This window comes from Flavobacteriaceae bacterium GSB9, from assembly GCA_022749295.1.
GTDB lineage: Bacteria > Bacteroidota > Bacteroidia > Flavobacteriales > Flavobacteriaceae > Flavisericum.
The window spans coordinates 220,515-242,473 of sequence record CP062007.1 but is presented as its reverse complement, the minus strand read 5'-3'; the positions used below and the strand labels follow the sequence as shown (position 1 = coordinate 242,473).

23 protein-coding genes and 2 tRNA genes are annotated in these 21,959 nt (G+C 37.1%); 17 read left to right on the top strand and 8 right to left on the bottom strand.

Annotation, left to right across the window (positions count from 1 at the left end):
* Nucleotides 1–17: 17 nt before the first annotated feature.
* The 10 genes from GSB9_00234 (at nucleotide 18) to GSB9_00224 (ending at nucleotide 5,213) form a co-directional block, all read left to right on the top strand.
* Nucleotides 18–446 carry a hypothetical protein gene (locus GSB9_00234; protein UKM63689.1) on the top strand — a complete coding sequence of 143 codons (429 nt, stop codon included), beginning with the start codon at nucleotides 18–20 and terminating at the stop codon, nucleotides 444–446.
* Complete coding sequence (locus GSB9_00233) at nucleotides 443–715, top strand: TIGR03643 family protein (protein UKM63688.1); 273 nt, start codon at nucleotides 443–445, stop codon at nucleotides 713–715. The genes GSB9_00234 and GSB9_00233 overlap by 4 nt, the downstream gene beginning before the upstream one ends.
* 35 nt (nucleotides 716–750) lie before the next feature.
* Nucleotides 751–1,449, top strand: a complete 699-nt coding sequence (gene folE, locus GSB9_00231; protein ID UKM63686.1) for a GTP cyclohydrolase I FolE — start codon at nucleotides 751–753, stop codon at nucleotides 1,447–1,449.
* Nucleotides 1,450–1,451: 2 nt separating this feature from the next.
* Entirely contained in the window at nucleotides 1,452–1,676 is a 225-nt protein-coding gene (locus tag GSB9_00230; GenBank protein UKM63685.1) for a hypothetical protein, read from the top strand.
* 165 nt (nucleotides 1,677–1,841) lie between these two features.
* Complete coding sequence (locus GSB9_00229) at nucleotides 1,842–2,057, top strand: hypothetical protein (protein UKM63684.1); 216 nt, start codon at nucleotides 1,842–1,844, stop codon at nucleotides 2,055–2,057.
* A 22-nt stretch (nucleotides 2,058–2,079) separates the two neighbouring features.
* Nucleotides 2,080–2,763 (top strand): SDR family oxidoreductase, encoded by a 684-nt coding sequence (locus GSB9_00228; protein UKM63683.1) that lies wholly within the window; start codon nucleotides 2,080–2,082, stop codon nucleotides 2,761–2,763.
* Between the two features lie 20 nt (nucleotides 2,764–2,783).
* On the top strand, nucleotides 2,784–2,960 hold the full coding sequence (locus GSB9_00227; protein ID UKM63682.1) for a Lacal_2735 family protein: 177 nt from the start codon (nucleotides 2,784–2,786) through the stop codon (nucleotides 2,958–2,960).
* Nucleotides 2,947–3,411, top strand: coding sequence for a tryptophan-rich sensory protein (locus GSB9_00226; GenBank protein ID UKM63681.1), 465 nt, complete (start codon nucleotides 2,947–2,949; stop codon nucleotides 3,409–3,411). Before GSB9_00227 ends, GSB9_00226 begins: the two co-directional genes overlap by 14 nt.
* 4 nt (nucleotides 3,412–3,415) lie before the next feature.
* Complete coding sequence (locus GSB9_00225; GenBank protein UKM63680.1) at nucleotides 3,416–3,877, top strand: SRPBCC family protein; 462 nt, start codon at nucleotides 3,416–3,418, stop codon at nucleotides 3,875–3,877.
* Between the two features lie 31 nt (nucleotides 3,878–3,908).
* The gene (locus GSB9_00224; protein ID UKM63679.1) at nucleotides 3,909–5,213 is read left to right on the top strand and encodes a DNA photolyase family protein; all 1,305 of its coding nucleotides are present in this window, start codon (nucleotides 3,909–3,911) and stop codon (nucleotides 5,211–5,213) included.
* Between the two features lie 317 nt (nucleotides 5,214–5,530).
* On the opposite strand, the gene GSB9_00223 is transcribed toward GSB9_00224, so the two are convergent.
* The 3 genes from GSB9_00223 to GSB9_00221 form a co-directional block, all read right to left on the bottom strand.
* Nucleotides 5,531–5,605 (bottom strand) — tRNA-Pro (locus tag GSB9_00223).
* A 76-nt stretch (nucleotides 5,606–5,681) separates the two neighbouring features.
* Nucleotides 5,682–5,765: transfer RNA gene (locus tag GSB9_00222), tRNA-Ser, on the bottom strand.
* A 98-nt stretch (nucleotides 5,766–5,863) separates the two neighbouring features.
* Entirely contained in the window at nucleotides 5,864–7,912 is a 2,049-nt protein-coding gene (locus GSB9_00221) for an HDIG domain-containing protein (GenBank protein UKM63678.1), read from the bottom strand.
* Nucleotides 7,913–8,031: 119 nt separating this feature from the next.
* On the opposite strand from GSB9_00221, the gene GSB9_00220 reads away from it, so the two are divergent.
* Complete coding sequence (locus GSB9_00220; GenBank protein ID UKM63677.1) at nucleotides 8,032–9,210, top strand: acetyl-CoA C-acyltransferase; 1,179 nt, start codon at nucleotides 8,032–8,034, stop codon at nucleotides 9,208–9,210.
* Between the two features lie 9 nt (nucleotides 9,211–9,219).
* Nucleotides 9,220–9,969, top strand: coding sequence for a C40 family peptidase (locus GSB9_00219; GenBank protein ID UKM63676.1), 750 nt, complete (start codon nucleotides 9,220–9,222; stop codon nucleotides 9,967–9,969).
* 96 nt (nucleotides 9,970–10,065) lie between these two features.
* Here GSB9_00219 and GSB9_00218 read toward each other — a convergent pair whose 3' ends face one another.
* Nucleotides 10,066–10,998 carry a peptidylprolyl isomerase gene (locus GSB9_00218; protein ID UKM63675.1) on the bottom strand — a complete coding sequence of 311 codons (933 nt, stop codon included), beginning with the start codon at nucleotides 10,996–10,998 and terminating at the stop codon, nucleotides 10,066–10,068.
* An 80-nt stretch (nucleotides 10,999–11,078) separates the two neighbouring features.
* Nucleotides 11,079–13,283, bottom strand: coding sequence for an ATP-dependent DNA helicase (locus GSB9_00217; protein ID UKM63674.1), 2,205 nt, complete (start codon nucleotides 13,281–13,283; stop codon nucleotides 11,079–11,081).
* Between the two features lie 197 nt (nucleotides 13,284–13,480).
* Here GSB9_00217 and GSB9_00216 point away from each other — a divergent pair, with 197 nt between their 5' ends.
* The 3 genes from GSB9_00216 (at nucleotide 13,481) to lptB (ending at nucleotide 16,135) form a co-directional block, all read left to right on the top strand.
* The gene (locus tag GSB9_00216) at nucleotides 13,481–14,446 is read left to right on the top strand and encodes a KpsF/GutQ family sugar-phosphate isomerase (GenBank protein UKM63673.1); all 966 of its coding nucleotides are present in this window, start codon (nucleotides 13,481–13,483) and stop codon (nucleotides 14,444–14,446) included.
* Entirely contained in the window at nucleotides 14,446–15,273 is an 828-nt protein-coding gene (gene tatC / locus GSB9_00215; GenBank protein ID UKM63672.1) for a twin-arginine translocase subunit TatC, read from the top strand. Before GSB9_00216 ends, tatC begins: the two co-directional genes overlap by 1 nt.
* Before the next feature lie 121 nt (nucleotides 15,274–15,394).
* Complete coding sequence (gene lptB / locus GSB9_00214; GenBank protein ID UKM63671.1) at nucleotides 15,395–16,135, top strand: LPS export ABC transporter ATP-binding protein; 741 nt, start codon at nucleotides 15,395–15,397, stop codon at nucleotides 16,133–16,135.
* A 98-nt stretch (nucleotides 16,136–16,233) separates the two neighbouring features.
* On the opposite strand, the gene GSB9_00213 is transcribed toward lptB, so the two are convergent.
* Genes GSB9_00213 through GSB9_00211 form a run of 3 tightly spaced genes read right to left on the bottom strand, consistent with a single transcriptional unit; the run spans nucleotide 16,234 to nucleotide 19,491 of the window.
* Nucleotides 16,234–17,838 carry a PQQ-dependent sugar dehydrogenase gene (locus tag GSB9_00213; GenBank protein ID UKM63670.1) on the bottom strand — a complete coding sequence of 535 codons (1,605 nt, stop codon included), beginning with the start codon at nucleotides 17,836–17,838 and terminating at the stop codon, nucleotides 16,234–16,236.
* Nucleotides 17,839–17,847: 9 nt separating this feature from the next.
* On the bottom strand, nucleotides 17,848–18,732 hold the full coding sequence (locus GSB9_00212) for a DUF808 domain-containing protein (GenBank protein ID UKM63669.1): 885 nt from the start codon (nucleotides 18,730–18,732) through the stop codon (nucleotides 17,848–17,850).
* A gap of 3 nt (nucleotides 18,733–18,735) precedes the next feature.
* Nucleotides 18,736–19,491, bottom strand: coding sequence for a CDP-alcohol phosphatidyltransferase family protein (locus GSB9_00211; protein UKM63668.1), 756 nt, complete (start codon nucleotides 19,489–19,491; stop codon nucleotides 18,736–18,738).
* Nucleotides 19,492–19,706: 215 nt separating this feature from the next.
* On the opposite strand from GSB9_00211, the gene GSB9_00210 reads away from it, so the two are divergent.
* Together GSB9_00210 and GSB9_00209 are read left to right on the top strand one after the other, a co-directional pair.
* A complete protein-coding gene (locus GSB9_00210; GenBank protein ID UKM63667.2) occupies nucleotides 19,707–20,777 on the top strand; it encodes a PorV/PorQ family protein in 1,071 nt (356 codons plus the stop codon).
* A complete protein-coding gene (locus GSB9_00209) occupies nucleotides 20,774–21,952 on the top strand; it encodes a DUF4105 domain-containing protein (protein UKM63666.1) in 1,179 nt (392 codons plus the stop codon). The genes GSB9_00210 and GSB9_00209 overlap by 4 nt, the downstream gene beginning before the upstream one ends.
* Nucleotides 21,953–21,959: the final 7 nt, after the last annotated feature.

Sequence of the window (21,959 nt, the reverse complement as noted above, 5' to 3'; positions counted from 1 at the left end):
TGTACCTTTGTTATCATATGGTTTTAGATTCTACTTATTACAACAAAGAGCATAAAGAAATAATAACCGATTTAGTTGGGCGGTCTTTCACTTTGTTGGAAATATTCAAAATGCGCGGTATTGGTTCCAAAAGAATGATTATTGGAGAAGTAAGCCCTAATCTAAAAACTTACATGAACACGGTTTCGGATGTAAATTATGGAAATATTGAATTAAGAAAAAACGGTATTCTTATTTACATTAACAAAGGGCTTAAAAATTACACTTGGATAATTCCCTATTATCAGCTTGTACTGTACAAAACAAATGGTATTAGTATCCATGCGCAAGGCAAATTCATTCATTTTATAAACAATAAAACCTTCAGGGAAAACAGAACTTTTTTCAAAAAATTGATGGAAGAAAAATTACGCTTTGATGAAACACATAAATTTCAAAACGCATGACTTTATCTGATTATGACATAGATAGAGTTATTGAAATGGCTTGGGAAGACCGAACCACTTTTGATGCTATTGCATTTCAATTTGGCTTAAAGGAACAAGATGTCATCACCATTATGCGTAATAAACTAAAAGCCAATAGCTTTAAGCTTTGGCGCAAACGGGTTCAAGGCAGGAAAACCAAGCATGAAAAGCTAAGGCGTTTTAAAAATGGACGTTTTAAGTGTTCAAGGCAAAGACAAATTAGTAACAACAAAATCGCAAAACGCTAATCAGTTTAAATTATCATCAAAAAATTGCATAACATATGAAAATAGAATCAGAACATACCAAAACCAACGGGCGTAAATTAAATGGTTTTTCCGTTGATGATATCGGTGACGACCACTTATACACAGGTCTTGAAACACCATTAAAAAAAGATGCGTTTAAACTCACAGACCAAGAGAAAAAAGAGCGTATCGCGATTTTATTCGAAGAAATTATGGATGTAATGGGTATGGATTTAAGAGACGATTCTCTTCGCGGCACTCCCAAGCGCGTCGCCAAAATGTACATTGACGAAATTTTCTCCGGACTAAATCCAAAAAACAAGCCCAAAGTGGCGCTTTTCGACAATAAATATCAGTACAACCAAATGTTGGTTGAAAAAAACATAAGCTTTTATTCCAATTGCGAGCACCACTTTGTTCCCATTATTGGTAAGGCTCATGTGGCATACATATCGTCTGGAAAAGTTATTGGCTTATCAAAACTTAATAGAATTGTCCAGTACTATGCCAAACGCCCACAAGTTCAAGAAAGGCTCACTAATCAAATAGCTCAAGAACTAAAAAGTATTTTAAAAACAGAAGATGTTGCAGTTATTATAGACGCTAAACACTTATGCGTGTCCTCAAGAGGAATTAAAGACGACACATCATCCACTACAACCTGTTATTATGGCGGAAAGTTTAACGCGCCACAAAAAATTGCAGAACTTCAAAATCATATAAAATTGGACTAATTATGGAATTAATGGAAAGTGCTTTAAAATTAGAACAAAGGAAAATGAAATCGCTATCTACGAGCGACCGAGTAAAAATATCTAGAGAAGCCAAGTACCTTATTTTAGGATTAAATGAGGTTTACAAGAAAACGAAAGATGACAATTTAATGGATATGATGAAAAGATTGACCGCTTTAAAACGTAAAGTAGAAAAACGCCTAAAAGGTGCTCCCCTTACGATTTAAGGCTTGATACTTTTTAAAAAATCGATATCCAACAATAAACCATATTAAAGTTTTTATAAAAAACATTGACAAAAATCATAAATATCATAGATTTTACTATATTGTGAAATTGAGGAAATACTACATATTTCGTTTAATAGCAATTTTAGAATAAAGATCAAAACTATGGAGATTATTGACCGAGCTTTAGAATTCGAGCAACGCAAACACACCTTTAAAACCACAAGTGAGCGAATCGAATCTTCTAGAGAAGTTAAAGACTTAATACTGAGTTTAAACAAAATATACAAAAAAGATAAAGATCCTGAAATTATGGATCTTATGAAACGCTTAACAGCAATAAAACAAAAAATTGAAAAACGGCTAAAGGGCAGGCCATAAATTCTAAGATGCCCTGAAACCTATGAGAACAATAATTATAATTGGTGGCAGTAAGGGCATCGGAAACACCATTCTAAATAACCAAATCCAATCCTGTAATATAATCAATATTAGCAGGAACGCTCCCGAACAAGAGCATCCTAATTTAACGCATCACACTTGTGATATTTTAAAGGACAATTTACCAGAGATTGAAACTGCAGATACTTTAATCTACTGCCCAGGAAGTATCAACCTAAAACCTATTTTGCGATTAAGCGCTGAGGATTTCCAAAATGATTTCGATATTAATGTTCTTGGCGCAGTAAAAGCTATACAAAAGTATCTTCCTATTTTAAAAAACGGTGACCAACCATCAATCCTACTTTTCAGTACCGTTGCAGCCAAATTGGGCATGCCATTTCACGCTAGTATCGCAACAGCTAAATCTGGAGTAGAAGGTTTAGTAAAATCACTTGGTGCTGAGCTTACACCTACTATTCGTATTAACGCCATTGCTCCAACGGTAACCAATACCCAATTGGCGTCTAAGCTTCTGCGGAACGATAAAATGATTGATAACATTACCGAAAGACACCCTCTAAAAAAGTATTTAGAACCTCAAGAGGTAGCCGACATGGCGTCATTTTTAATTTCAGATAAATCGGCGTCCATTTCTGGCCAAATTTTTGAAATGGACTGTGGTATTGTGAGTTTCAAATTATAAACACTAAAACAAAAATAGCGATGTTTAGTTTTTTCAAGAAAAAATCAAAAAAAGAAAAGTTAGAAGCACAGTTTAAAAAATTAATGCAAGAGTGGCATGAACTCTCCTCAATTAATAGAACAGCTAGCGATCAAAAATTTGCTCAAGCGCAAGATATTGCTAATATTTTAAACAGAATGAAACATGAAGCTGCTTAAATACATTATATTTTTTTTAGTGATAAACTTTGCTGGGCTAGCTATTGGCACATGGTTAATGGATAACGGTCCGCAAACGGTATGGTACCTGAACTTGAACAAAGCCCCATGGACACCCCCTGGCTGGGTATTTGGCACAGCTTGGACTACCATAATGCTGTGCTTCTCTATTTACATGGCATTTTTGTACAAACGACTACCCGGAAGCACTACACTAATAGCGCTTTTTACTCTTCAATTTATTCTTAATGTGCTTTGGAACTATATCTTTTTCAACAAACATTTTATTGCCGCAGGTTTGGCATGTATCATTCTGCTAACACTCGTCATATTCAAATTTATTTTTGATTACAAAGGTATCATGAACAAAAAAACCATTCTCATACTCCCCTATTTTGTTTGGTTGTGTGTAGCTACATCACTTAACGCATACATCCTATCTAACAATTAAAGGCATGAAAATATACAGGTTACACAAAAAACAAAATTTACCCATTTCAGCATCACAGGCATGGCATTTTTTATCAGACCCCAAAAACCTAAAAACCATAACGCCAGATTATATGGGGTTCAACATACTTTCTGGTGCCGATAGACCCATGTTCGCAGGGCAAATTATTCAATATACCGTAACACCTGTTTTGGGTATAAAAACCAAATGGGTAACCGAAATAACCCATAGTTTGGATCAAAAATACTTTGTTGACGAACAAAGGTTTGGCCCCTATGCACTGTGGCACCATAAGCACTTTATAAAAGAAATTGAAGGCGGTGTAGAAATGGAAGACATTATCGATTACAAACTCCCTTTCGGTCTTATCGGTCAAATGGTTCACCCTTTTATTGTTAAGCCTAAATTAGAAGAAATTTTTAGCTATAGACGCAAAAAACTTGAAGACATTTTTGGTAAATACTAAAGCCATGACCTGAAAAAGCATCAACTAAAACATGAAACAACCTTTAAATATATTTTGGTTTCGTCGCGATTTACGATTAGATGACAATGTTGGCTTTTATGAAGCCCTAAAGAGCGAAAACCCTGTCTTGCCAATTTTTATTTTCGATAAAAATATTCTTGACAAGCTCCGCGAAAACGATGCACGCGTCACCTTTATTTATAACACTTTGCAGAGTATGCGGAATGAGTTGCAACAAGAAAGAGACAGTAGCATTGCTATATTTTACGGAAAACCTGAAAGCGTTTTTGAAAATCTTATTAACGATTACGATATTAATACAATCTACACCAACCACGATTATGAACCTTATGCCAAAGAACGTGACTCTAAAATAGCATCACTTTTAGAACAGCATAGCATTTCGTTTAAAACGTTTAAAGATCAGGTTGTTTTTGAAAAAAACGATGTACTAAAAAGTGACGGAACACCTTACGTGGTCTACACACCGTACATGAAAACCTGGAAAGAAAAGTTTAAAAACCACAGCCTAGAAATTTATTACACGAATAGCTATTTAAATAATTTAGTAAAACATACCAGGCTACCCAATGTTACTTTGGCCGATATGGGCTTTAAAACGGCATCACAAAAAATTGAAGATTACACAGTAACCCCTACCCTTATCAAACAATACGAAAGCAAACGGAATTTTCCTGCCAAAGACGCTACTTCAAAACTAGGTCCACACTTAAGGTTTGGTACAGTAAGTGTTAGGAAAATGATAAAAAAAGCCATTGCCGAAAAAAACGAAATTTTTTGGCACGAGCTTATTTGGCGCGAATTCTTCATGCATATTTTATGGCATTTTCCGCACACGGCAACAAAAAGTTTTAAACCTAAATATGACCGTATTGAGTGGCGCAACAACGAAGATGAATTTAAATTGTGGTGTGAAGGTAAAACGGGCTATCCTTTCGTAGATGCCGGCATGCGCCAACTTAACCAAACGGGGTTTATGCACAACCGCGTGCGCATGCTTGTGGGCAGTTTTTTATGTAAACACCTATTGATTGATTGGCGCTGGGGCGAAGCCTATTTCGCCGAAAAACTGCACGATTACGAAATGGCCAGTAACGTAGGCAACTGGCAGTGGGTGGCTGGCTGCGGTGTGGATGCCGCACCATATTTTAGAATTTTCAACCCAACCACACAAATTGAAAAATTTGATAAAAACTTAGAGTATATTAAAACATGGGTACCCGATTTTCAAGAGCTCACTTACCCTGAAAAAATGGTAGACCATAAAATGGCTCGCGAACGCTGCTTACAGGTTTACAAGGCTGCTTTAAACTAGTATTTGTTGCAAACTAACACATGAAGGTTTACCGTTTACTGCTGTTTAAACAGAAACTTGATTGTTAATTTTACGTGGAGTGTTACAGAAAACAACAAGCTAAAGAGCATTTGCGACTGTATAGTTGTCGTCTTTTAGTTTGCGAGACGAAAGTCAAATCAACTAATCCAATTGCATTGTTTTAAGCATGAATTTGGTTTACACTTTTTACTTTGTTATCTGTAAACGGAACTTAACTATTATGATGGCCTAAAAACACAAAAACTTGATAATTATTCGATTACCAAGTTTTTGATGCTTATTGATTTGTTAAAAAGTCGGGGTGGCAGGATTCGAACCTGCGACCTCCGCGTCCCAAACGCGGCGCGATAACCGGGCTACGCTACACCCCGAGCTGAGCGTTAAAAAATATCTTGAAGACATTTTTAGCGAAAAAACCAGCCGGGGCATGGCTTTTCTAAACTCTAGCGGAGAGACCGGGATTCGAACCCGGGCAACACTTACGCGTTGACAGATTAGCAATCTGCTCCATTACCACTCTGGCACCTCTCCTAAATTTTTTAAATAAGAACCTGTGCAATAAAATTGCGGTTGCAAATGTAATTCATACCTAAGAAGCACACAACTATTTTTAGACTTTTTTCTGAATTTTATTCGGGATATTCAATTCTTAAATGATAAATGTTTGCTAGCTTGTGCTTTAGCACTTTCTTTATCGATTCAATCTCTTTAAAAGTAATGTTGGCATTTAAAAATTGCCCCTCTTCAATCTGCTTATTTATAATATTCTCTACAAAAGCTTCAATTTTAGTTGAATTAGGTTCTTTTAAACTTTTCGATGCCGCTTCAATACTATCGCACATCATTAAAATAGCAGTTTCTTTACTAAATGGTTTTGGCCCTGGATAACTAAAATCTTTTCGGTCAACTACCTCAAAATCTTTTTTCTCCTTCATATAAAAATAGTAAACCAAACTGGTGCCATGGTGTGTTCTTATGAAGTCAATCACCCTATCGGGCAAATTGTTTTTTCGTGCTATTTCAATGCCGTTTAAAACATGATTGGTTATAATACGGGCACTTTCCTTCGCAGAAAGTTCATCGTGAGGATTGATTCCTGTAGATTGATTTTCGGTAAAATAGGTTGGGGTTTTCATTTTACCGATATCGTGGTACAGTGCACCTACCCTAACCAACATCGAATTTGCTCCAATTTCATTTGCTGAAGCTTCAGCTAAATTGGCTACATTAAGCGAGTGGTGAAATGTACCTGGGGCCAAATTAGAAAGCTCTTTGAGTAACTTTGTATTGGTATCGGACAACTCTAAAAGTGACACATCTGACACTAAACCAAATAGCTTCTCGTAGGCATAAATTAATGGCTGTACAAACAATGTGGCCAATCCGCATAAAATAAACCAAATGAAGGTTTGCCAATGTAAAGCTTCAACACTTCCTTCGTGAATTACAAAAAAAGCAAAGTAAGCAATAATGTAAATTAGTGTTATCTGACCAACCGAAATAAACAAATTAGCACGTTTATACAATTCTGATACAGTAAGAATGGTTACAATTCCCGCTATTATTTGAAGAAAAACATATTCAAAACTATTGGGCACAATAAACCCCAAAAGTAATACCGTTAATACATGGGCAAACAGCCCCAACCTGGCATCAAAAAACGCTTTGAACACTAACGGCAAAATACAAATAGGGACAATATAAATGTACTTGGCATCATAATTTACAACTAACGTTGTGATAAAAATGAGCAACGAAATGTTAAAGAATATAAAGGTTACCTTAGTATTGTCTTCAAAAACTTTAGGCCTGTATTTTCGTAAAAACAATAACAGCATAAGCAGAGCCAAAGCGACAAGCAGTGTATAAGCAAACAAAATCCAATTATAGTTAGACTTACTCCAAACCTGGGATTCGTATTCAGATTGTAAAGACTTTAAGATTTGATACTTGCTGCCTTCAACCACTTCTCCTTTTGATACGATTAAGGTTTCTTTTGCTACACTTCCTTTGGTGTATGAAATTTTACTTAGGTCGTCCTGCAGAACATTATCTGTTATCGTTTTATTGTAAGATAAATTAGGTTCGACCAAATCAAAAAACATGGATACAAAAGCGGTTTTATAACCAGAGAGATTATTTTTTCTAAGAATTTGCTCAATTACCTGGGTTACACCGTCTTGCTCTACCAGGTTTGAATAAAAACCTTCTTTTATTTTTTCGCGTCCGTCGAGTATAGCTATCCGCTTGTTTTCAGAAAACTCATGATTTTCACTCGGTATTCCATAATCGTATAGTTGTGAGATTATTGCCGTTCCCGCCTCCTTCAATGTATTCGAAACGTTTCGGGATAACGAATCTGAAAGGGTCGCTCTAAATTGAGTTTTGTAACGTTCCCTCACCTGTTCTTCAACCGATGTATCGATATCAAAATACAAAACGGCATTATCAACAATTTCCTTTTTTTCGGCAGCAATTTCGTCTTCGGTCTTTTTTATAGCAAAATCAAATGGCGCCTGTAAGCTTTCAGACTGCCAAGGTTTTCCTTTTTCAAAATTATACCTAAACTTTCCGCTTTTCGGAAACAAATACACAATCAAAATTGTTGTACCTAGGAACAGTAGGGCCTTATAGATTAAGGAGTGGTTTCTATATAGCGTATTTATAAAGTCTTTCATCTAGAAATCAAATGTAACAAATTTATGGGTGTTTAGGATATTTTATAATGGAGCAATCGTTTATATATCTGTCAAAAAATCGTTATTTTCGCAAGTACTAAAGTAAAGATTTTAAATTAATGGATAACGAAGTCGTTATTGTTTCTGCAGCAAGAACACCAATTGGCAGTTTTATGGGTGCTTTATCTACCATACCTGCACCTAATTTGGGAGCCATTGCCATTAAAGGGGCGCTAGATAAAATACACCTAAAGCCCGAACTTGTAGAAGAAGTTTTAATGGGCAACGTGGTGCAAGCTGGCACTGGGCAAGCCCCTGCAAGACAAGCCGCCATTTTTGCTGGCATACCCGATACTGTGCCATGTACAACCGTAAATAAGGTTTGTGCCTCTGGCATGAAAGCTGTTGTGCAAGCTGCTCAAGCTATAGCGTTAGGGGATGCCAATATAGTAGTTGCTGGAGGCATGGAAAACATGAGCTTGATTCCACACTATTATCATGCGCGAACTGCAACAAAATTTGGGCCAGCTACTTTAATTGACGGGATGCAAAAAGATGGTTTAGTTGATGCCTACGACCATAATGCCATGGGCGTTTGTGCCGATGCTTGTGCTACGGAATATAAATTTTCAAGAGAAGAACAAGATGCCTTTGCGGTTCAATCTTACAAACGGTCTGAAGCGGCTTGGAAAGCGGGCAAATTCAACAACGAAGTTGTTCCAGTTGAAGTCCCACAACGGCGCGGAGAACCTATAATAGTAGTTGAAGACGAGGAATATAAAAATGTAAGAATGGATAAAATTGCGCAATTACGTCCTGCGTTTTCAAAAGATGGCACGGTTACGGCAGCCAATGCCTCTACAATAAATGATGGTGCAGGCGCTATGGTTTTAATGAGCAAAGCAAAAGCCAATGAAATGGGTTTAAAACCGCTTGCTACCATTAAAAGTTATGCCGATGCCGCCCAAGAGCCAAAATGGTTTACAACGGCTCCAGCAAAAGCACTGCCAAAAGCATTGGACAAAGCTGAAATAACCATTAACGAGGTCGATTATTTTGAATTTAACGAAGCTTTTTCAGTAGTGGGCCTCGCCAATATGAAAATTCTAGGGTTAAATGATTCTAATGTAAACGTTAATGGTGGCGCAGTATCTTTGGGGCATCCGCTTGGTTGTTCGGGCGTTAGAATTTTAATCACTTTACTTAATGTTTTAGAACAGAACAATGCAAAAATAGGTGCAGCCGCTATTTGTAATGGTGGTGGCGGTGCATCAGCAATGATTATTGAACGGAATTAAAAGTATTTAATGCAATACGGAATTTGTAATTTAAGCATTGTTCCCTTAAGAAACGAGCCCACAGACACCAGCGAACTTGTTTCGCAAGTACTTTACGGCGATTTTTTCAAAGTATTGGAACAGCGTAAAAATTGGAGCAGAATACGTCTTTCTTTTGACAAATATGAAGGATGGATTGATAACAAACAGTATCTTGAAATTAATGAAGACCAATATAAAGGCTTGGTAAATAAACCTCTTAAGCTATCAACCGATTTGGTGGAGTTTATTGAAGATACAACGCACCAAATATTCCCCATTCCCATAGGTTCCAATCTTAGTGGCCTTTCATTGCTAAGTCATGGTTACGACGGACAATCAACTGAAAAGCAAAACGACAAATCAAACATTATAAAGAGCGCTTTTTTGTATTTAGGCGCTCCCTATTTATGGGGAGGAAAAACGCCTTTTGGTATTGATTGTTCAGGTTTTACACAAATGGTCTACAAACTTAATGGCTACAAATTGCTCCGTGATGCCTCGCAACAGGCCACTCAAGGCGAAGCACTTAGTTTTATTGAAGAAAGTGAGCCGGGTGATTTAGCCTTTTTTGATAATCAGGAAGGGATTATTACCCATGTCGGCATTATTATGAAGGACAACTACATTATCCACGCCCATGGAAAAGTTCGAATTGACCGATTGGACCATTCTGGAATTTACAATACCGATAGGCGAATGCACACGCATAAACTTCGCGTCATAAAGAAAATTATCTAAACGCTTTAATTGCCCTGCTCTTCCTTCATTAAACAGCAAACAAAAAGCACCTAAAAAATTAGATGCTTTTTAAAGATTTGTTATTGTTAGTAATTATTACTTCACGTTCATCAACTCAACATCGAACACCAAAGTTGCATTAGGTGGAATAACACCTCCTGCGCCACGGCCTCCATAACCTAAATGACTTGGTATAACCAAACGGGCTTTATCGCCTACTTTTAAAAGTTGAATGCCTTCGTCCCATCCTGGAATCACTTGACCAACACCTATTGGAAACTCAATAGGCTGATTGCGTTTATAAGAAGAATCGAAAACCGTACCATCCGCAAGTTGACCTTTGTAATGTACTGAAACCGTTTTACCTTTTTCAGCTTTAACCCCGCTCCCTTCTTGTATAATTTGATAGCGCAAACCACTGTCTGTTTTTTTAAAACCTGTCGCTATTTTATCAAGTTCGGCTTCTGCAGCTTTTTTTTCTTCCTCAACACGTTTTTCTCTGGCTCCTTCAAACACTCTAAATGCTTCAACTGCGTTAAAATTTTCAGCCTCATCTCCAACGCGTACAATTTCCAAAGATTCAATTTTATCACCTTGCGCAATAGCATCAACTACTTCTTGGCCATGTTCTACTTTTCCAAAAACCGTATGTTTATTATCTAACCAAGGAGTTTCAACGTGGGTTATAAAAAACTGGCTACCGTTGGTTCCTGGGCCTGCATTGGCCATAGACAATACACCTGGGCCATCGTGCTTTAAATCTGGATGGAACTCATCGTCAAACTGATACCCTGGATTTCCGGCACCCGAGCCTTGTGGGCAGCCCCCTTGAATCATAAAATCAGGAATAACCCTGTGAAATTTTAGACCATCATAATATGGTGTGCCTTGGGGTTTTGCTGAGTTTTCTAAATTTCCTTCGGCTAAAGCTACAAAATTACCGACTGTTCCCGGTGTTTTTTTGAATTCTAAAGCCACTAAAATCTCTCCTTTTGAGGTATTGAATTTTGCGTATAATCCGTCTTGCATGGTTCTAATTTTTAAGAAAGTGCAAAGATAGGGAATGATGCCCTAAGACGGAAGTTTAACATTAGATTGTTTAAAAAAAGTTAGTTCGCTACTTCACTAATAAATTTGATGCGGTACAGACGCAATTCTTCATCATCGTAATCGCCATCAAACTCATCAATTGCCGTTTTTATGTCGTCAGATTCGGACTCCATAAAATATTCATGGATTTCTTCTTGTTGGTCTTCATCTAAAACTTCATCAATCCAATAATCTATGTTCAGCTTTGTTCCCGAATAAACAATGGCTTCCATTTCCTTTATAAACTCTTCCATAGTCATACCTTTTGATGAAGCAATATCATCCAAAGGCAATTTTCTGTCTACATTTTGAATAATATAAAGCTTATTTGAAGAGTTCACACCTGTAGATTTCACAACCAAATCGTCTGGTCTTACAATATCATTTTCTTCAACGTAATTAGCTATTAAGGCAACGAAGTCCTTGCCATATTTTTTAGCTTTTCCGTCACCAACACCATGCACATTACTGAGCTCAGAAATGGTTGTTGGATATTTTAAAGCCATATCTTCGAGCGACGGATCCTGGAAAATAACAAATGGCGGCACACCTAGCTTTTTTGCATTTTTCTTTCGCAAGTCTTTAAGCATCATCATTAATGCTTCGTCGGCAACGGCCCCACCTCCTTTAGCTGCAGTTATAATAGAGCCATCTTCCTGTTCGCCTTCGTAAACATGGTCTTCGGCCATCATAAACGACTTAGGGTTTTTAATAAAGGCTTTTCCGTCTTCAGACAGTTTTATAACGCCATAAGTTTCAATGTCCTTTTTAAGGTATCCTGCTACTAAAACTTGCCTTAAAAGCGCCATCCAGTATTTATTGTCTTTCGCTTTTCCTTCGCCAAAAAAGGGTTGTTCGTTTGTTTTGTGTGAGGTTATAAGTGCATTTTCCTTACCAACGATAACATTAACCAAGTCTTTTGATTTGTACTTTTGATTTGTTTTTTCAATGACCTCCAATAATAATTTAACATCATCTTTGGCTTCGGTTTTCTTTTTGGGATGCCTCACGTTGTCATCCATATCGCCACCTTCGCCTGTTTCATTATCAAATTCTTCACCAAAGTAATGGAGAATGAATTTTCTACGCGAGATAGACGTTTCTGCAAATGCAACAACCTCTTGTAAAAGCGCATGGCCTATTTCTTGTTCGGCCACAGGCTTACCAGACATGAACTTTTCTAATTTTTCTATGTCTTTGTAGGCATAAAACGCCAAACAGTGCCCTTCACCGCCATCGCGCCCTGCTCTACCTGTTTCTTGGTAATAGCTTTCAATACTTTTAGGGATGTCATGATGAATAACAAACCGTACATCGGGCTTATCTATTCCCATACCAAAGGCGATGGTGGCCACTACCACATCAACATCTTCCATCAAAAATTTATCTTGATACTGTGAACGCGATTTAGCATCTAATCCTGCATGATACGGAACTGCCTTGATACCGTTAACTTGTAGTACTTGGGCCAATTCTTCAACGCGCTTTCTACTTAAACAGTAAACAATACCCGATTTGCCTTCATTTTGTTTGATGAACCGTATAATATCGGCATCGACATTTTTTGTTTTCGGCCGCACTTCATAATACAAATTAGGCCTATTAAATGAAGCCTTAAAGGTTTTAGCTCCAGTAATTCCTAAGTTTTTAATAATGTCTTCTTGCACTTTAGGCGTCGCCGTGGCAGTTAAACCTATAATAGGAATATTATCACCAATGCGGCCTATAATGTTTCGAAGGTTTCTATATTCTGGTCTAAAATCATGCCCCCACTCACTAATACAGTGGGCCTCATCAATAGCCAAAAATGAAATCTTAACAGTTTTTAGAAATTCAACATTTTCATCCTTAGTCAACGATTCTGGTGCTACGTAAAGCAGTTTGGTAATACCGTTAACGATATCTTCTTTTACGCGTTTTACCTCGGTTTTATTTAACGAAGAATTTAATACATGCGCAACGCCATCTTCTTTAGAAACCCCTCTAATGGCATCTACCTGGTTTTTCATCAGCGCAATTAACGGTGAAACCACAATGGCCGTACCTTCGGTCATTAACGCGGGAAGTTGGTAACAAAGTGATTTACCGCCACCCGTTGGCATTATGGCAAATGTATGGTTTCCTGATAAGAGACTATCTATAACATCTTCTTGAAGTCCTTTAAACTTACTGAACCCAAAATACTTTTTTAGGGCATCATGCAAGTCGGTTTTTGTTATTGACATGAACTGTATTAAAATTTTAACTATTAAAAATAACTATAATTTCTTAAAATCCATAATTGAATTTAATATAGCATTTGAAGAACCCTCATATTTTTTTCGTTAGTTTTGTAACGAAAAACCAAATTACAACAATTTTCAATTTTGATTATCACTAAAGATAATAAAATCTTTAAACATCAACTTAAAATTAACAAAATTTGAAAGACAAAAATGCTATTCTGAGCCTTGCCAAGCAAACTATTGAAATGGAAAGCAAGGCCGTTTTAAATTTGTCAAGATTAATAACAGACGACTTTGCCGATGCTGTACAGGAAATATATAACGGCAAAGGACGCGTTATCATTACAGGAATAGGTAAAAGTGCCATTATAGGCAATAAAATTGTAGCCACCCTAAACTCTACCGGAACTCCGGCTATTTTTATGCATGCTGCCGATGCCATTCATGGGGATTTGGGTTTAATCCTTAAAGACGATATTGTTATTTGTCTTTCTAAAAGCGGAAATACACCAGAAATAAAAGTGGTTGTCCCACTCATAAAAAGGGTAAACAACAAACTCATTGCGATTACAGGGAATAAGGATTCCTTTTTGGGGCAACATGCCGATTATATTTTAAATACTTACGTTGAAAAAGAAGCCTGTCCTAACAATTTGGCACCAACTACCAGTACTACAGCCCAATTGGTTATGGGAGATGCTTTAGCGATTTGCCTTTTGGAGTTACGCGGTTTTTCAAGCAATGATTTTGCAAAGTACCACCCGGGAGGCGCTTTAGGCAAAAAATTATATTTAAGGGTTGAAGATATCTCTTCGGCCAATCAAAAACCAAAGGTCGAAGCCAACACGAGCATAAAAGATGTTATTGTTGAAATTACCGAAAAAATGCTTGGTGTTACCGCCGTTGTTGAAAACGATAAAATAATAGGTATTATAACCGATGGCGATTTACGTCGTATGCTTACAAAAGTCAACGATTTTTCTAACCTCACGGCTAAAGATATTATGAGCCTTAACCCCAAGCGTATTACGGCTAGATCTATGGCTATCGATGCCATTGAGCTTATGGAAGCCCATGAAATTTCACAACTTTTGGTTGAAGAAAACGGCAACTATGCGGGTGTAGTGCACTTACATGATTTAATTAAAGAAGGTATAATATAATGGCAAAAAAGGATATTAACGAGATGTCTTTTTTAGACCATCTTGAAGATTTACGCTGGCACTTAATCAGAATTTGTTTGGCCGTTGTTATTGTTGCCACTTTAGCTTTTATTTTTAGTCGGTTTATTTTTGACCAGATTATTTTCGCTCCCTTAAGAATGAGCTTCCCTACATATCATTTTTTATGTGAGGCTTCAAAGTTTATAGGTGTTGATACCACTTTCTGTGCTGAAAAAATGCCTATGATCATTCAAAACCGTACCATGGCTGGGCAATTTTCTGCTGATATTTGGACCGCTATTTTAGGAGGCTTTATCATATCTTTTCCGTACGTTATTTATCAACTATGGAAATTTATAAGCCCCGGATTACACGACGACGAGCGTAAACATTCTCGAGGTTTCATTATTATTTCGTCATTATTGTTTTTTCTCGGCGTTCTTTTCGGGTACTACATTGTAACCCCTTTGTCTCTAAATTTTTTAGCCAATTATAGCATTTCGGAGGTAGTTGATAACCAAATAGACATCAGCTCTTACATAGCTTTGGTGAGGTCGTCTGCATTAGCCTCCGGCTTAATATTCGAGTTGCCTATAATCATCTATTTCTTAACAAAAATTGGTTTGGTAACCCCTCAAATTTTAAGGAAATACCGAAAATATGCCCTGGTAATTGTTTTAATACTTTCTGCCATTATTACACCGCCTGATATTGCCAGCCAGGTTATTGTGGCTATTCCTATTTTAGTGCTTTACCAAGTGAGTATTTACATTTCTAAAATTGTGGTTAGGAACCAAAAGCGCAAAGAAAAAAGCAACAAAGCGTAAAATAAAGCTTAGGCTTTAATAGTTGCATATGATTTTAGTATTTTTAGCGTTTATTAAAACAAGATTGATTTCGAGGAATGTATAGTAGTATTTAAATCGCGATTATCACGTAAACAAAACTATGATTTTAGAGGCCAAAAATTTAATGAAGTCCTATAGCGGACGAAAGGTAGTAAAAGATGTTTCGCTTAAAGTTGAACAAGGGGAGATTGTTGGACTTTTAGGCCCAAATGGTGCTGGAAAAACCACGTCGTTTTATATGATCGTGGGGTTGATAAAGCCCAATGGCGGCCATATATTCTTAGACAAAACCGAAATCACCAAATACCCGATGTATAAGCGTGCCCAAAACGGTATTGGCTACTTGGCTCAAGAAGCTTCGGTATTTAGAAAGCTAAGTATTGAAGACAATATTTTAAGCGTGTTACAGCTTACCAAACTCAGTAAAAAAGAACAACTTCATAAAATGGAATCGTTAATTGAAGAGTTTGGTTTAGGCCATATACGCAAAAACCGTGGAGATTTATTATCGGGAGGTGAACGTCGCCGAACCGAAATTGCAAGGGCCTTGGCCACCGACCCCAGTTTTATACTTCTAGATGAACCTTTTGCAGGGGTTGACCCTGTTGCAGTTGAAGATATTCAACGTATTGTGGCGCAACTTACCAAAAAGAATATTGGCATTTTAATTACCGACCACAACGTACAAGAAACTTTGGCCATTACCGATAGAACATACCTAATGTTTGAAGGCAGCATTCTTAAGGCCGGCGAGCCAGAAGAACTAGCCAACGACCAAATGGTACGTAAAGTATATCTCGGACAGAATTTCGAACTTCGTAAAAAGAAAATAAGGGATTAAGCGCTTTTCTATCTTATTATTTAAACCTCATAATCAAAAAACAAAAAAGCAGGTAATAATTTGTAAATTCTTACCTGCTTTTTTATGAATCCATTTTCTTAATGCTTAACAACTAACTTTTTTGTCGCCAAAACCGTATTCTTATTGTTTGAAACTTTTAAAAAATAAATGCCATTGGTAAAATTAGACGTATCAAGAATATACTGCTTTTCGGAAGTTTTAATTGATTTTATCACTTTTCCATTAACATCGAAAACCTGTAGCAAATTGACGTCGCCCTTAAAACTAGTCCCTAAACTAATGGTTGTTTTAGTATTTGCAGGATTGGGATATAAAGACAATGTATTTTTCAAAACCGTTGAAGTACTTAAAGGCTCGCCCACAAACTCCAGTTTTATAACGGCTCCTGCATCGGTAATAGTATAAATAATTAAACCATTGGCATCAATGGCCACATCTCTAAAGCGATCGCCTGATGAGTGAAATTCTTCGTATGAACCGTCTTCTAATGCCGAACCATCTGAATTTAATTTTGTTCTAAAAATAATACCAGCTTTCAATGTTGGTATTAAAAGAGATGTGTCCCAACCTGGAATTTTTCCAGCCTCATAAATATCAATACTAGACGGGGCCACCGTAGGCCACCCTGAAGAACTACCTGCCGTTGGCTCTGTGGCCAAGGTACTATTGTAAGTCCCTATTGGCGGCATAAAATTGGGCATATTGGCTGCTGATGTCGATTCTTCAATTGGCGATTCTGGGCAATCTGCTATTATATTGCTATATGAACCGCATTCAGATGGATAGTTAGACCAATTGCAGTACGCATAGCCCATATCATCATTATAGCCCGCGATAAGCGGCCAACCATAATTTTTACCAGATTCGATAATATTGAGCTCGTCATCGGTTTTGTCACCATGTTCAGAAGAATATATCTTACCGTTAGACCCTACAACCAATCCTTGGGCATTTCTAAAACCGTAAGCATAAACATAACTTTTTACACCTTCTAAAACGGGATTATCGTCTGGAATACTTCCATCCAAATTCAAACGGAAAATCTTACCTTTATAATCAGAATAATCTGTTGGGCTCGTTGGTAAATATTGTGAACGAATTTCATTGCAGGCATTGCCACCTCTATTTGCAGCAAAATCACCAATGGTCCAATAGATTTTCAAGTCTGCACCGATAACAATTTTTCCTGAAGTATGGTCCGTACTTGCTTCGATACCTTCAATAACCGTGAATGCACTAGCGCTATCGAGCTTACCCGTTGAAGCGTCATAATTGTAACGTTCTATTCTAAACCTATCATCTACTCCAGAGCCTGAATTGGCGTCGTAAGTGTAAAGCAAATACACATAGTTATTGGTATTGGTATTTATATTGGCATACAAATCTGGATGTATCGTCATTCCCATTAAACCGTTTTGGCTTTTCGATTGATATACTTTACTTGAGAGGTTTAACATTTCAGTTTTCGTTCCTGTTGTTGGGTCTACTTTCGACACAACTTTTCCTTGGCGCTCTGTAATCCACAAATAATTATCTGGGCCGAACAGCATCGTATTGGGGCGGTCTAATGCACTGTTCCCGGTGATGTTGGTTACCGTCCAGTCAGGACCAGATGTTATTGGGGTTTGTGCCGATAGGGCATTAAACAAAATTAATGCAAAAAACAGGGTGTAATTTTTCATGTTATACGTTTAGTCTGTGTGTTTAGTTTTCTTTTTAAATAGTTTCTTAAAACCTATTACGATTAAAAAAGTAGCAAATCCAACGGCTAAGCCCAAAATAAAGTCTTTTATAAACGATGGCCAACTTTCTAAAACATGATGGAAATAATCAATATTATGGGAAAATATCCCTCCAGCAACCAAAATAAGTGCAATGGTACCTATTACCGATAAACTTTTTATAATAAGCGGCAAAGCCCTAACCAACATATTACCCAAAGTAAAAAGCAACCCTTTATTGTTATCGCTCTGTTTAATGAGTCTATAGCCTAAATCGTCCATCCTAACAATAAGTGCAACAATACCGTAAACACCAACCGTTGCAATAATGGCAACAAGTGAGACTACCAGTATTTGGAACAAAACAGGTTTATCTAAAACAGTACCTAAGGCTATGATAACAATCTCTATGGACAGTATAAAATCGGTAAATATGGCCGACTTTATTTTTGTTTTTTCAACATCCAGAATTTCTCCTGCCTTCTTATTTTTCACTTTAGTGTGGTTGTTGTCGTGTTTATGGGGTACAACATATTCAACTATTTTTTCAGCACCTTCAAAAGCCAAATAAACACCCCCTAATATTAAAATTAGTGTTACCGCCCAAGGCAAGAACGAACTGAGCAAAAACGCAATAGGCAAAATAATCAGCTTGTTTAAAAACGACCCTTTGGTAATGGCCCACAAAACAGGGAGTTCTCTTGACGATACAAAACCCGTGGCCTTTTCGGCATTAACAGCTAAATCGTCCCCCAAAATACCTGCGGTTTTTTTTGTTGAAACTTTGGTCATCACCACAACATCGTCCATCAGCGCAGCAATATCATCTAATAAGGCAAAAATTCCAGAAGCCATTAATTATTTATTTGAAGTTAAATTGTAGATAATCGACATGGAAATGTAAAGTAAAATAATTAGAGGGATAGCGGCAAACTGCAAAACAATGAGCAACACCAAACACAACAAAATAAAAACGTAACGAATTGCATTGTTCTTAAAACTGAAATCCTTGAATTTTAATGCAAACAACTTAATGTTAGCATTAAGCAAATAGCAGCTCAGTGCCGTTACACCTATTAAAAACCATTTATTAAGAATGATGGCATTAATGGTATCGCTATTTTGAAACTCGATAATTAATGGTAACGCTATAATTAACAAGGCATTTGCTGGCGTTGGCAGACCTTTAAAATAGGTTTGCTGCTCATCGTCTATATTAAATTTTGCTAAACGATAAGCTGAAGCCAAGGTTATGGCGAGACCAAAAAAAGCTGTGAGGGATACACTATAGGTAACGCCATAAAAATCGGTGCCCCACCCCAAGGATGAACTGAAGGATTCCCCCGATTCTGTAGCCAACCCAATCAACTTAAACATTATAATTCCGGGCACTACCCCACTGGTAACCACATCGGCCAAAGAATCCAATTGCAACCCCAATTCACTTTGTACATTTAGTTTTCGTGCCGCAAAACCATCAAAAAAATCGAAGAATATGCCTAAAAAAACAAAGAAAGCAGCAACTACAAAGTTATTGTTTACCGCAAAGATTACCGCAATACATCCGCATAATAAATTTAACAGCGTTAGGGCATTGGGTATGTATTTTTTCATCTGTTTATAATTCATTGTTTTCTAATCGGTCAGATGTAATTCGCCATTGAACATCTCGGTAAGTTCCAAGATTTGTTATGTCTCATTTCATAAGCTTAGTTTACTTTGTAAAAATAATAAACAAATTTCGTCTAAAGCAAGAATTAAACAATATATACTGCAAATTCAAGTTTATAGGTTTGTAAATTATGTGCATATTTGTAAAAAAATTGGGATTGAAACCATACCTTATCACTTTACTGTGCTTATTGTCTATTTCGCTGTTTGGGCAAACGACCAGAAAATATTCCAACGAGTTTATGAATATCGGGGTCGATGCTGCCGCTTTGGGCATGAGCAGTGCCGTAACGGCACATACCGGCGATGTAAATTCGGGATATTGGAACCCTGCCGGCCTTTTAAAGCTTGAAGACAACCAGCTCGCCTTAATGCACTCCAGTTATTTTGCCAATATTGCCAATTACGACTATGCGGCTTTTGCTATGCCATTGGACCAACAAAGTGCCGTGGGAGTTTCTTTGATTCGATTTGCTGTTGACGACATTTTAAACACCACCCAACTTATAGACGAACAAGGCAATATTAATTACGACCGAATCAGTTTATTCTCTACGGCCGATTACGGCTTAACCTTTTCGTATGCCCGCTCGCTGCCCGTTCAGGGTTTAAATTACGGTGTCAATGCAAAAGTTATCCGAAGAATCATAGGAGATTTTGCCTCATCGTGGGGGTTTGGTTTAGACTTTGGAATGCAGTTTGAAACCGATAACAATTGGAAATTTGGCCTTATGGCCAGAGATATTACCACGACGTTCAATGCTTGGGCCATTGATGAGGAAGAATTTAAAACCATACAAGATGCTGTTGAAGGCCAAAACCAAGAATTGCCCGAGACCACCGAAATTACTATTCCCAAATTGCAAATAGGCGTTTCAAAGCTGGTGGATTTTAATTACGATTACACATTATTAACCTCGGTAAATTTGAACGTTCGTTTTGAAGAGAACAACGACATCATTTCAACTTCGGCAGCAAGTATTAACCCGGCCTTAGGTTTTGAATTTGGATATATCGATATGGTTTACCTTCGTGCTGGCATGGGAAATTTCCAGAACGAAACCCAGTTTGATAATTCTGAACAGTTGAGCTTTCAACCCAGTTTAGGCTTAGGTTTTAAATATAACGGCATACAAGTTGACTATGCATTTACCGATATTGGCGACCAAAGTGTAGCTTTATACTCCAACGTATTTTCACTAAAACTCGATTTCAGTATTTTTAGATGATGAAAAAAGCACTACTATTTTTAGCGTTAGTTTTTATTTCCATCGTTGCCATTGCACAAAAAAACCAATTATCTGAAAGTGCCGAAATTAGCGTATTAACCGTTGGCCCGGGTACTTCCTTAAACGATTCATTTGGTCATAGCGCTTTTAGAATTAAAGACCCCAAAAAAGGAATAGACGACGTTTATGGGTATGGCGAATACGATTTTGACGCCCCCAATTTTTATTTAAAATTTGCACAAGGTAAACTCCATTACCTCATTAACAAAACAAATTTTAATAGGTTCTATCAGGTTTACATCTATTTTAACCGTTCTATAAAAGAACAGGTTTTAAACCTAAACCAAGTAGAAAAACAACGATTGTACAACTACCTCATCAACAATTACAAACCTGAAAACAGAAAGTATCTTTATGATTTCTTTTTTGATAATTGTGCTACTAAAATAAAGGATGTGACCCTAGTTGCTTTGAACGATTCTATTACCTTTTACCCTCCAAAAAATTACAAAGAAGCTAGCTTTAGAACTTTAATCCAAAACAATTTAAATAGAAATTCATGGGGCAGTTTGGGTATCGATATCGCCTTAGGCTCGGTAATTGATAGAACGGCAACCCCAGAACAACACATGTTTTTACCTGAAAACATCCACGAATTTTTCAGTAATGCCACGATTAAAAACAGCAACCAGCCATTAGTAAAACAAAGCCAGGTAATCTATACAAAAAAGCAGGTAAAACAATCCCAATCGGTTTTAACGAGTCCGTTGTTTATCTTAGGAATCGTTGGGCTGATTATAATTTATACTACCTATAGGGATTACAAAACCAGCACCCGAAGTAAATGGTTGGACGTTTTGATTTTCGGCATTACAGGCATCATCGGCATTTTTATTTTATTACTTTGGTTTGCTACCGACCACTTGGGCACACACCAAAACTACAATCTGCTTTGGGCCTTTGCGCTTAATATTTTTGTCATAGGTGAGTTATTCAAACAAGACATTAGCGCTTGGTTTATAAAATACGTAAAGCTTTTAATTATTCTGCTTTGCCTATTAACCTTACACTGGATTATTGGTGTTCAGGTTTTTGCTATTGGATTGATTCCACTACTCCTAGCATTAGGCATTAGATATTTGTTTTTAACTCACTATTTTTCTAGTAGTCAATAGTCAATTT

Excerpts from the sequence above, each read along its gene's own strand:
- GSB9_00234 (UKM63689.1), top strand. The coding sequence starts at position 18 with ATGGTTTTAGATTCTACTTATTACAACAAAGAGCATAAAGAAATAATA.
- GSB9_00233 (UKM63688.1), top strand. The coding sequence starts at position 443 with ATGACTTTATCTGATTATGACATAGATAGAGTTATTGAAATGGCTTGG.
- folE (UKM63686.1), top strand. The coding sequence starts at position 751 with ATGAAAATAGAATCAGAACATACCAAAACCAACGGGCGTAAATTAAAT.
- GSB9_00230 (UKM63685.1), top strand. The coding sequence starts at position 1,452 with ATGGAATTAATGGAAAGTGCTTTAAAATTAGAACAAAGGAAAATGAAA.
- GSB9_00229 (UKM63684.1), top strand. The coding sequence starts at position 1,842 with ATGGAGATTATTGACCGAGCTTTAGAATTCGAGCAACGCAAACACACC.
- GSB9_00228 (UKM63683.1), top strand. The coding sequence starts at position 2,080 with ATGAGAACAATAATTATAATTGGTGGCAGTAAGGGCATCGGAAACACC.
- GSB9_00227 (UKM63682.1), top strand. The coding sequence starts at position 2,784 with ATGTTTAGTTTTTTCAAGAAAAAATCAAAAAAAGAAAAGTTAGAAGCA.
- GSB9_00226 (UKM63681.1), top strand. The coding sequence starts at position 2,947 with ATGAAGCTGCTTAAATACATTATATTTTTTTTAGTGATAAACTTTGCT.
- GSB9_00225 (UKM63680.1), top strand. The coding sequence starts at position 3,416 with ATGAAAATATACAGGTTACACAAAAAACAAAATTTACCCATTTCAGCA.
- GSB9_00224 (UKM63679.1), top strand. The coding sequence starts at position 3,909 with ATGAAACAACCTTTAAATATATTTTGGTTTCGTCGCGATTTACGATTA.
- GSB9_00221 (UKM63678.1), bottom strand. The coding sequence starts at position 7,912 with ATGAAAGACTTTATAAATACGCTATATAGAAACCACTCCTTAATCTAT.
- GSB9_00220 (UKM63677.1), top strand. The coding sequence starts at position 8,032 with ATGGATAACGAAGTCGTTATTGTTTCTGCAGCAAGAACACCAATTGGC.
- GSB9_00219 (UKM63676.1), top strand. The coding sequence starts at position 9,220 with ATGCAATACGGAATTTGTAATTTAAGCATTGTTCCCTTAAGAAACGAG.
- GSB9_00218 (UKM63675.1), bottom strand. The coding sequence starts at position 10,998 with ATGCAAGACGGATTATACGCAAAATTCAATACCTCAAAAGGAGAGATT.
- GSB9_00217 (UKM63674.1), bottom strand. The coding sequence starts at position 13,283 with ATGTCAATAACAAAAACCGACTTGCATGATGCCCTAAAAAAGTATTTT.
- tatC (UKM63672.1), top strand. The coding sequence starts at position 14,446 with ATGGCAAAAAAGGATATTAACGAGATGTCTTTTTTAGACCATCTTGAA.
- lptB (UKM63671.1), top strand. The coding sequence starts at position 15,395 with ATGATTTTAGAGGCCAAAAATTTAATGAAGTCCTATAGCGGACGAAAG.
- GSB9_00213 (UKM63670.1), bottom strand. The coding sequence starts at position 17,838 with ATGAAAAATTACACCCTGTTTTTTGCATTAATTTTGTTTAATGCCCTA.
- GSB9_00212 (UKM63669.1), bottom strand. The coding sequence starts at position 18,732 with ATGGCTTCTGGAATTTTTGCCTTATTAGATGATATTGCTGCGCTGATG.
- GSB9_00211 (UKM63668.1), bottom strand. The coding sequence starts at position 19,491 with ATGAAAAAATACATACCCAATGCCCTAACGCTGTTAAATTTATTATGC.
- GSB9_00209 (UKM63666.1), top strand. The coding sequence starts at position 20,774 with ATGATGAAAAAAGCACTACTATTTTTAGCGTTAGTTTTTATTTCCATC.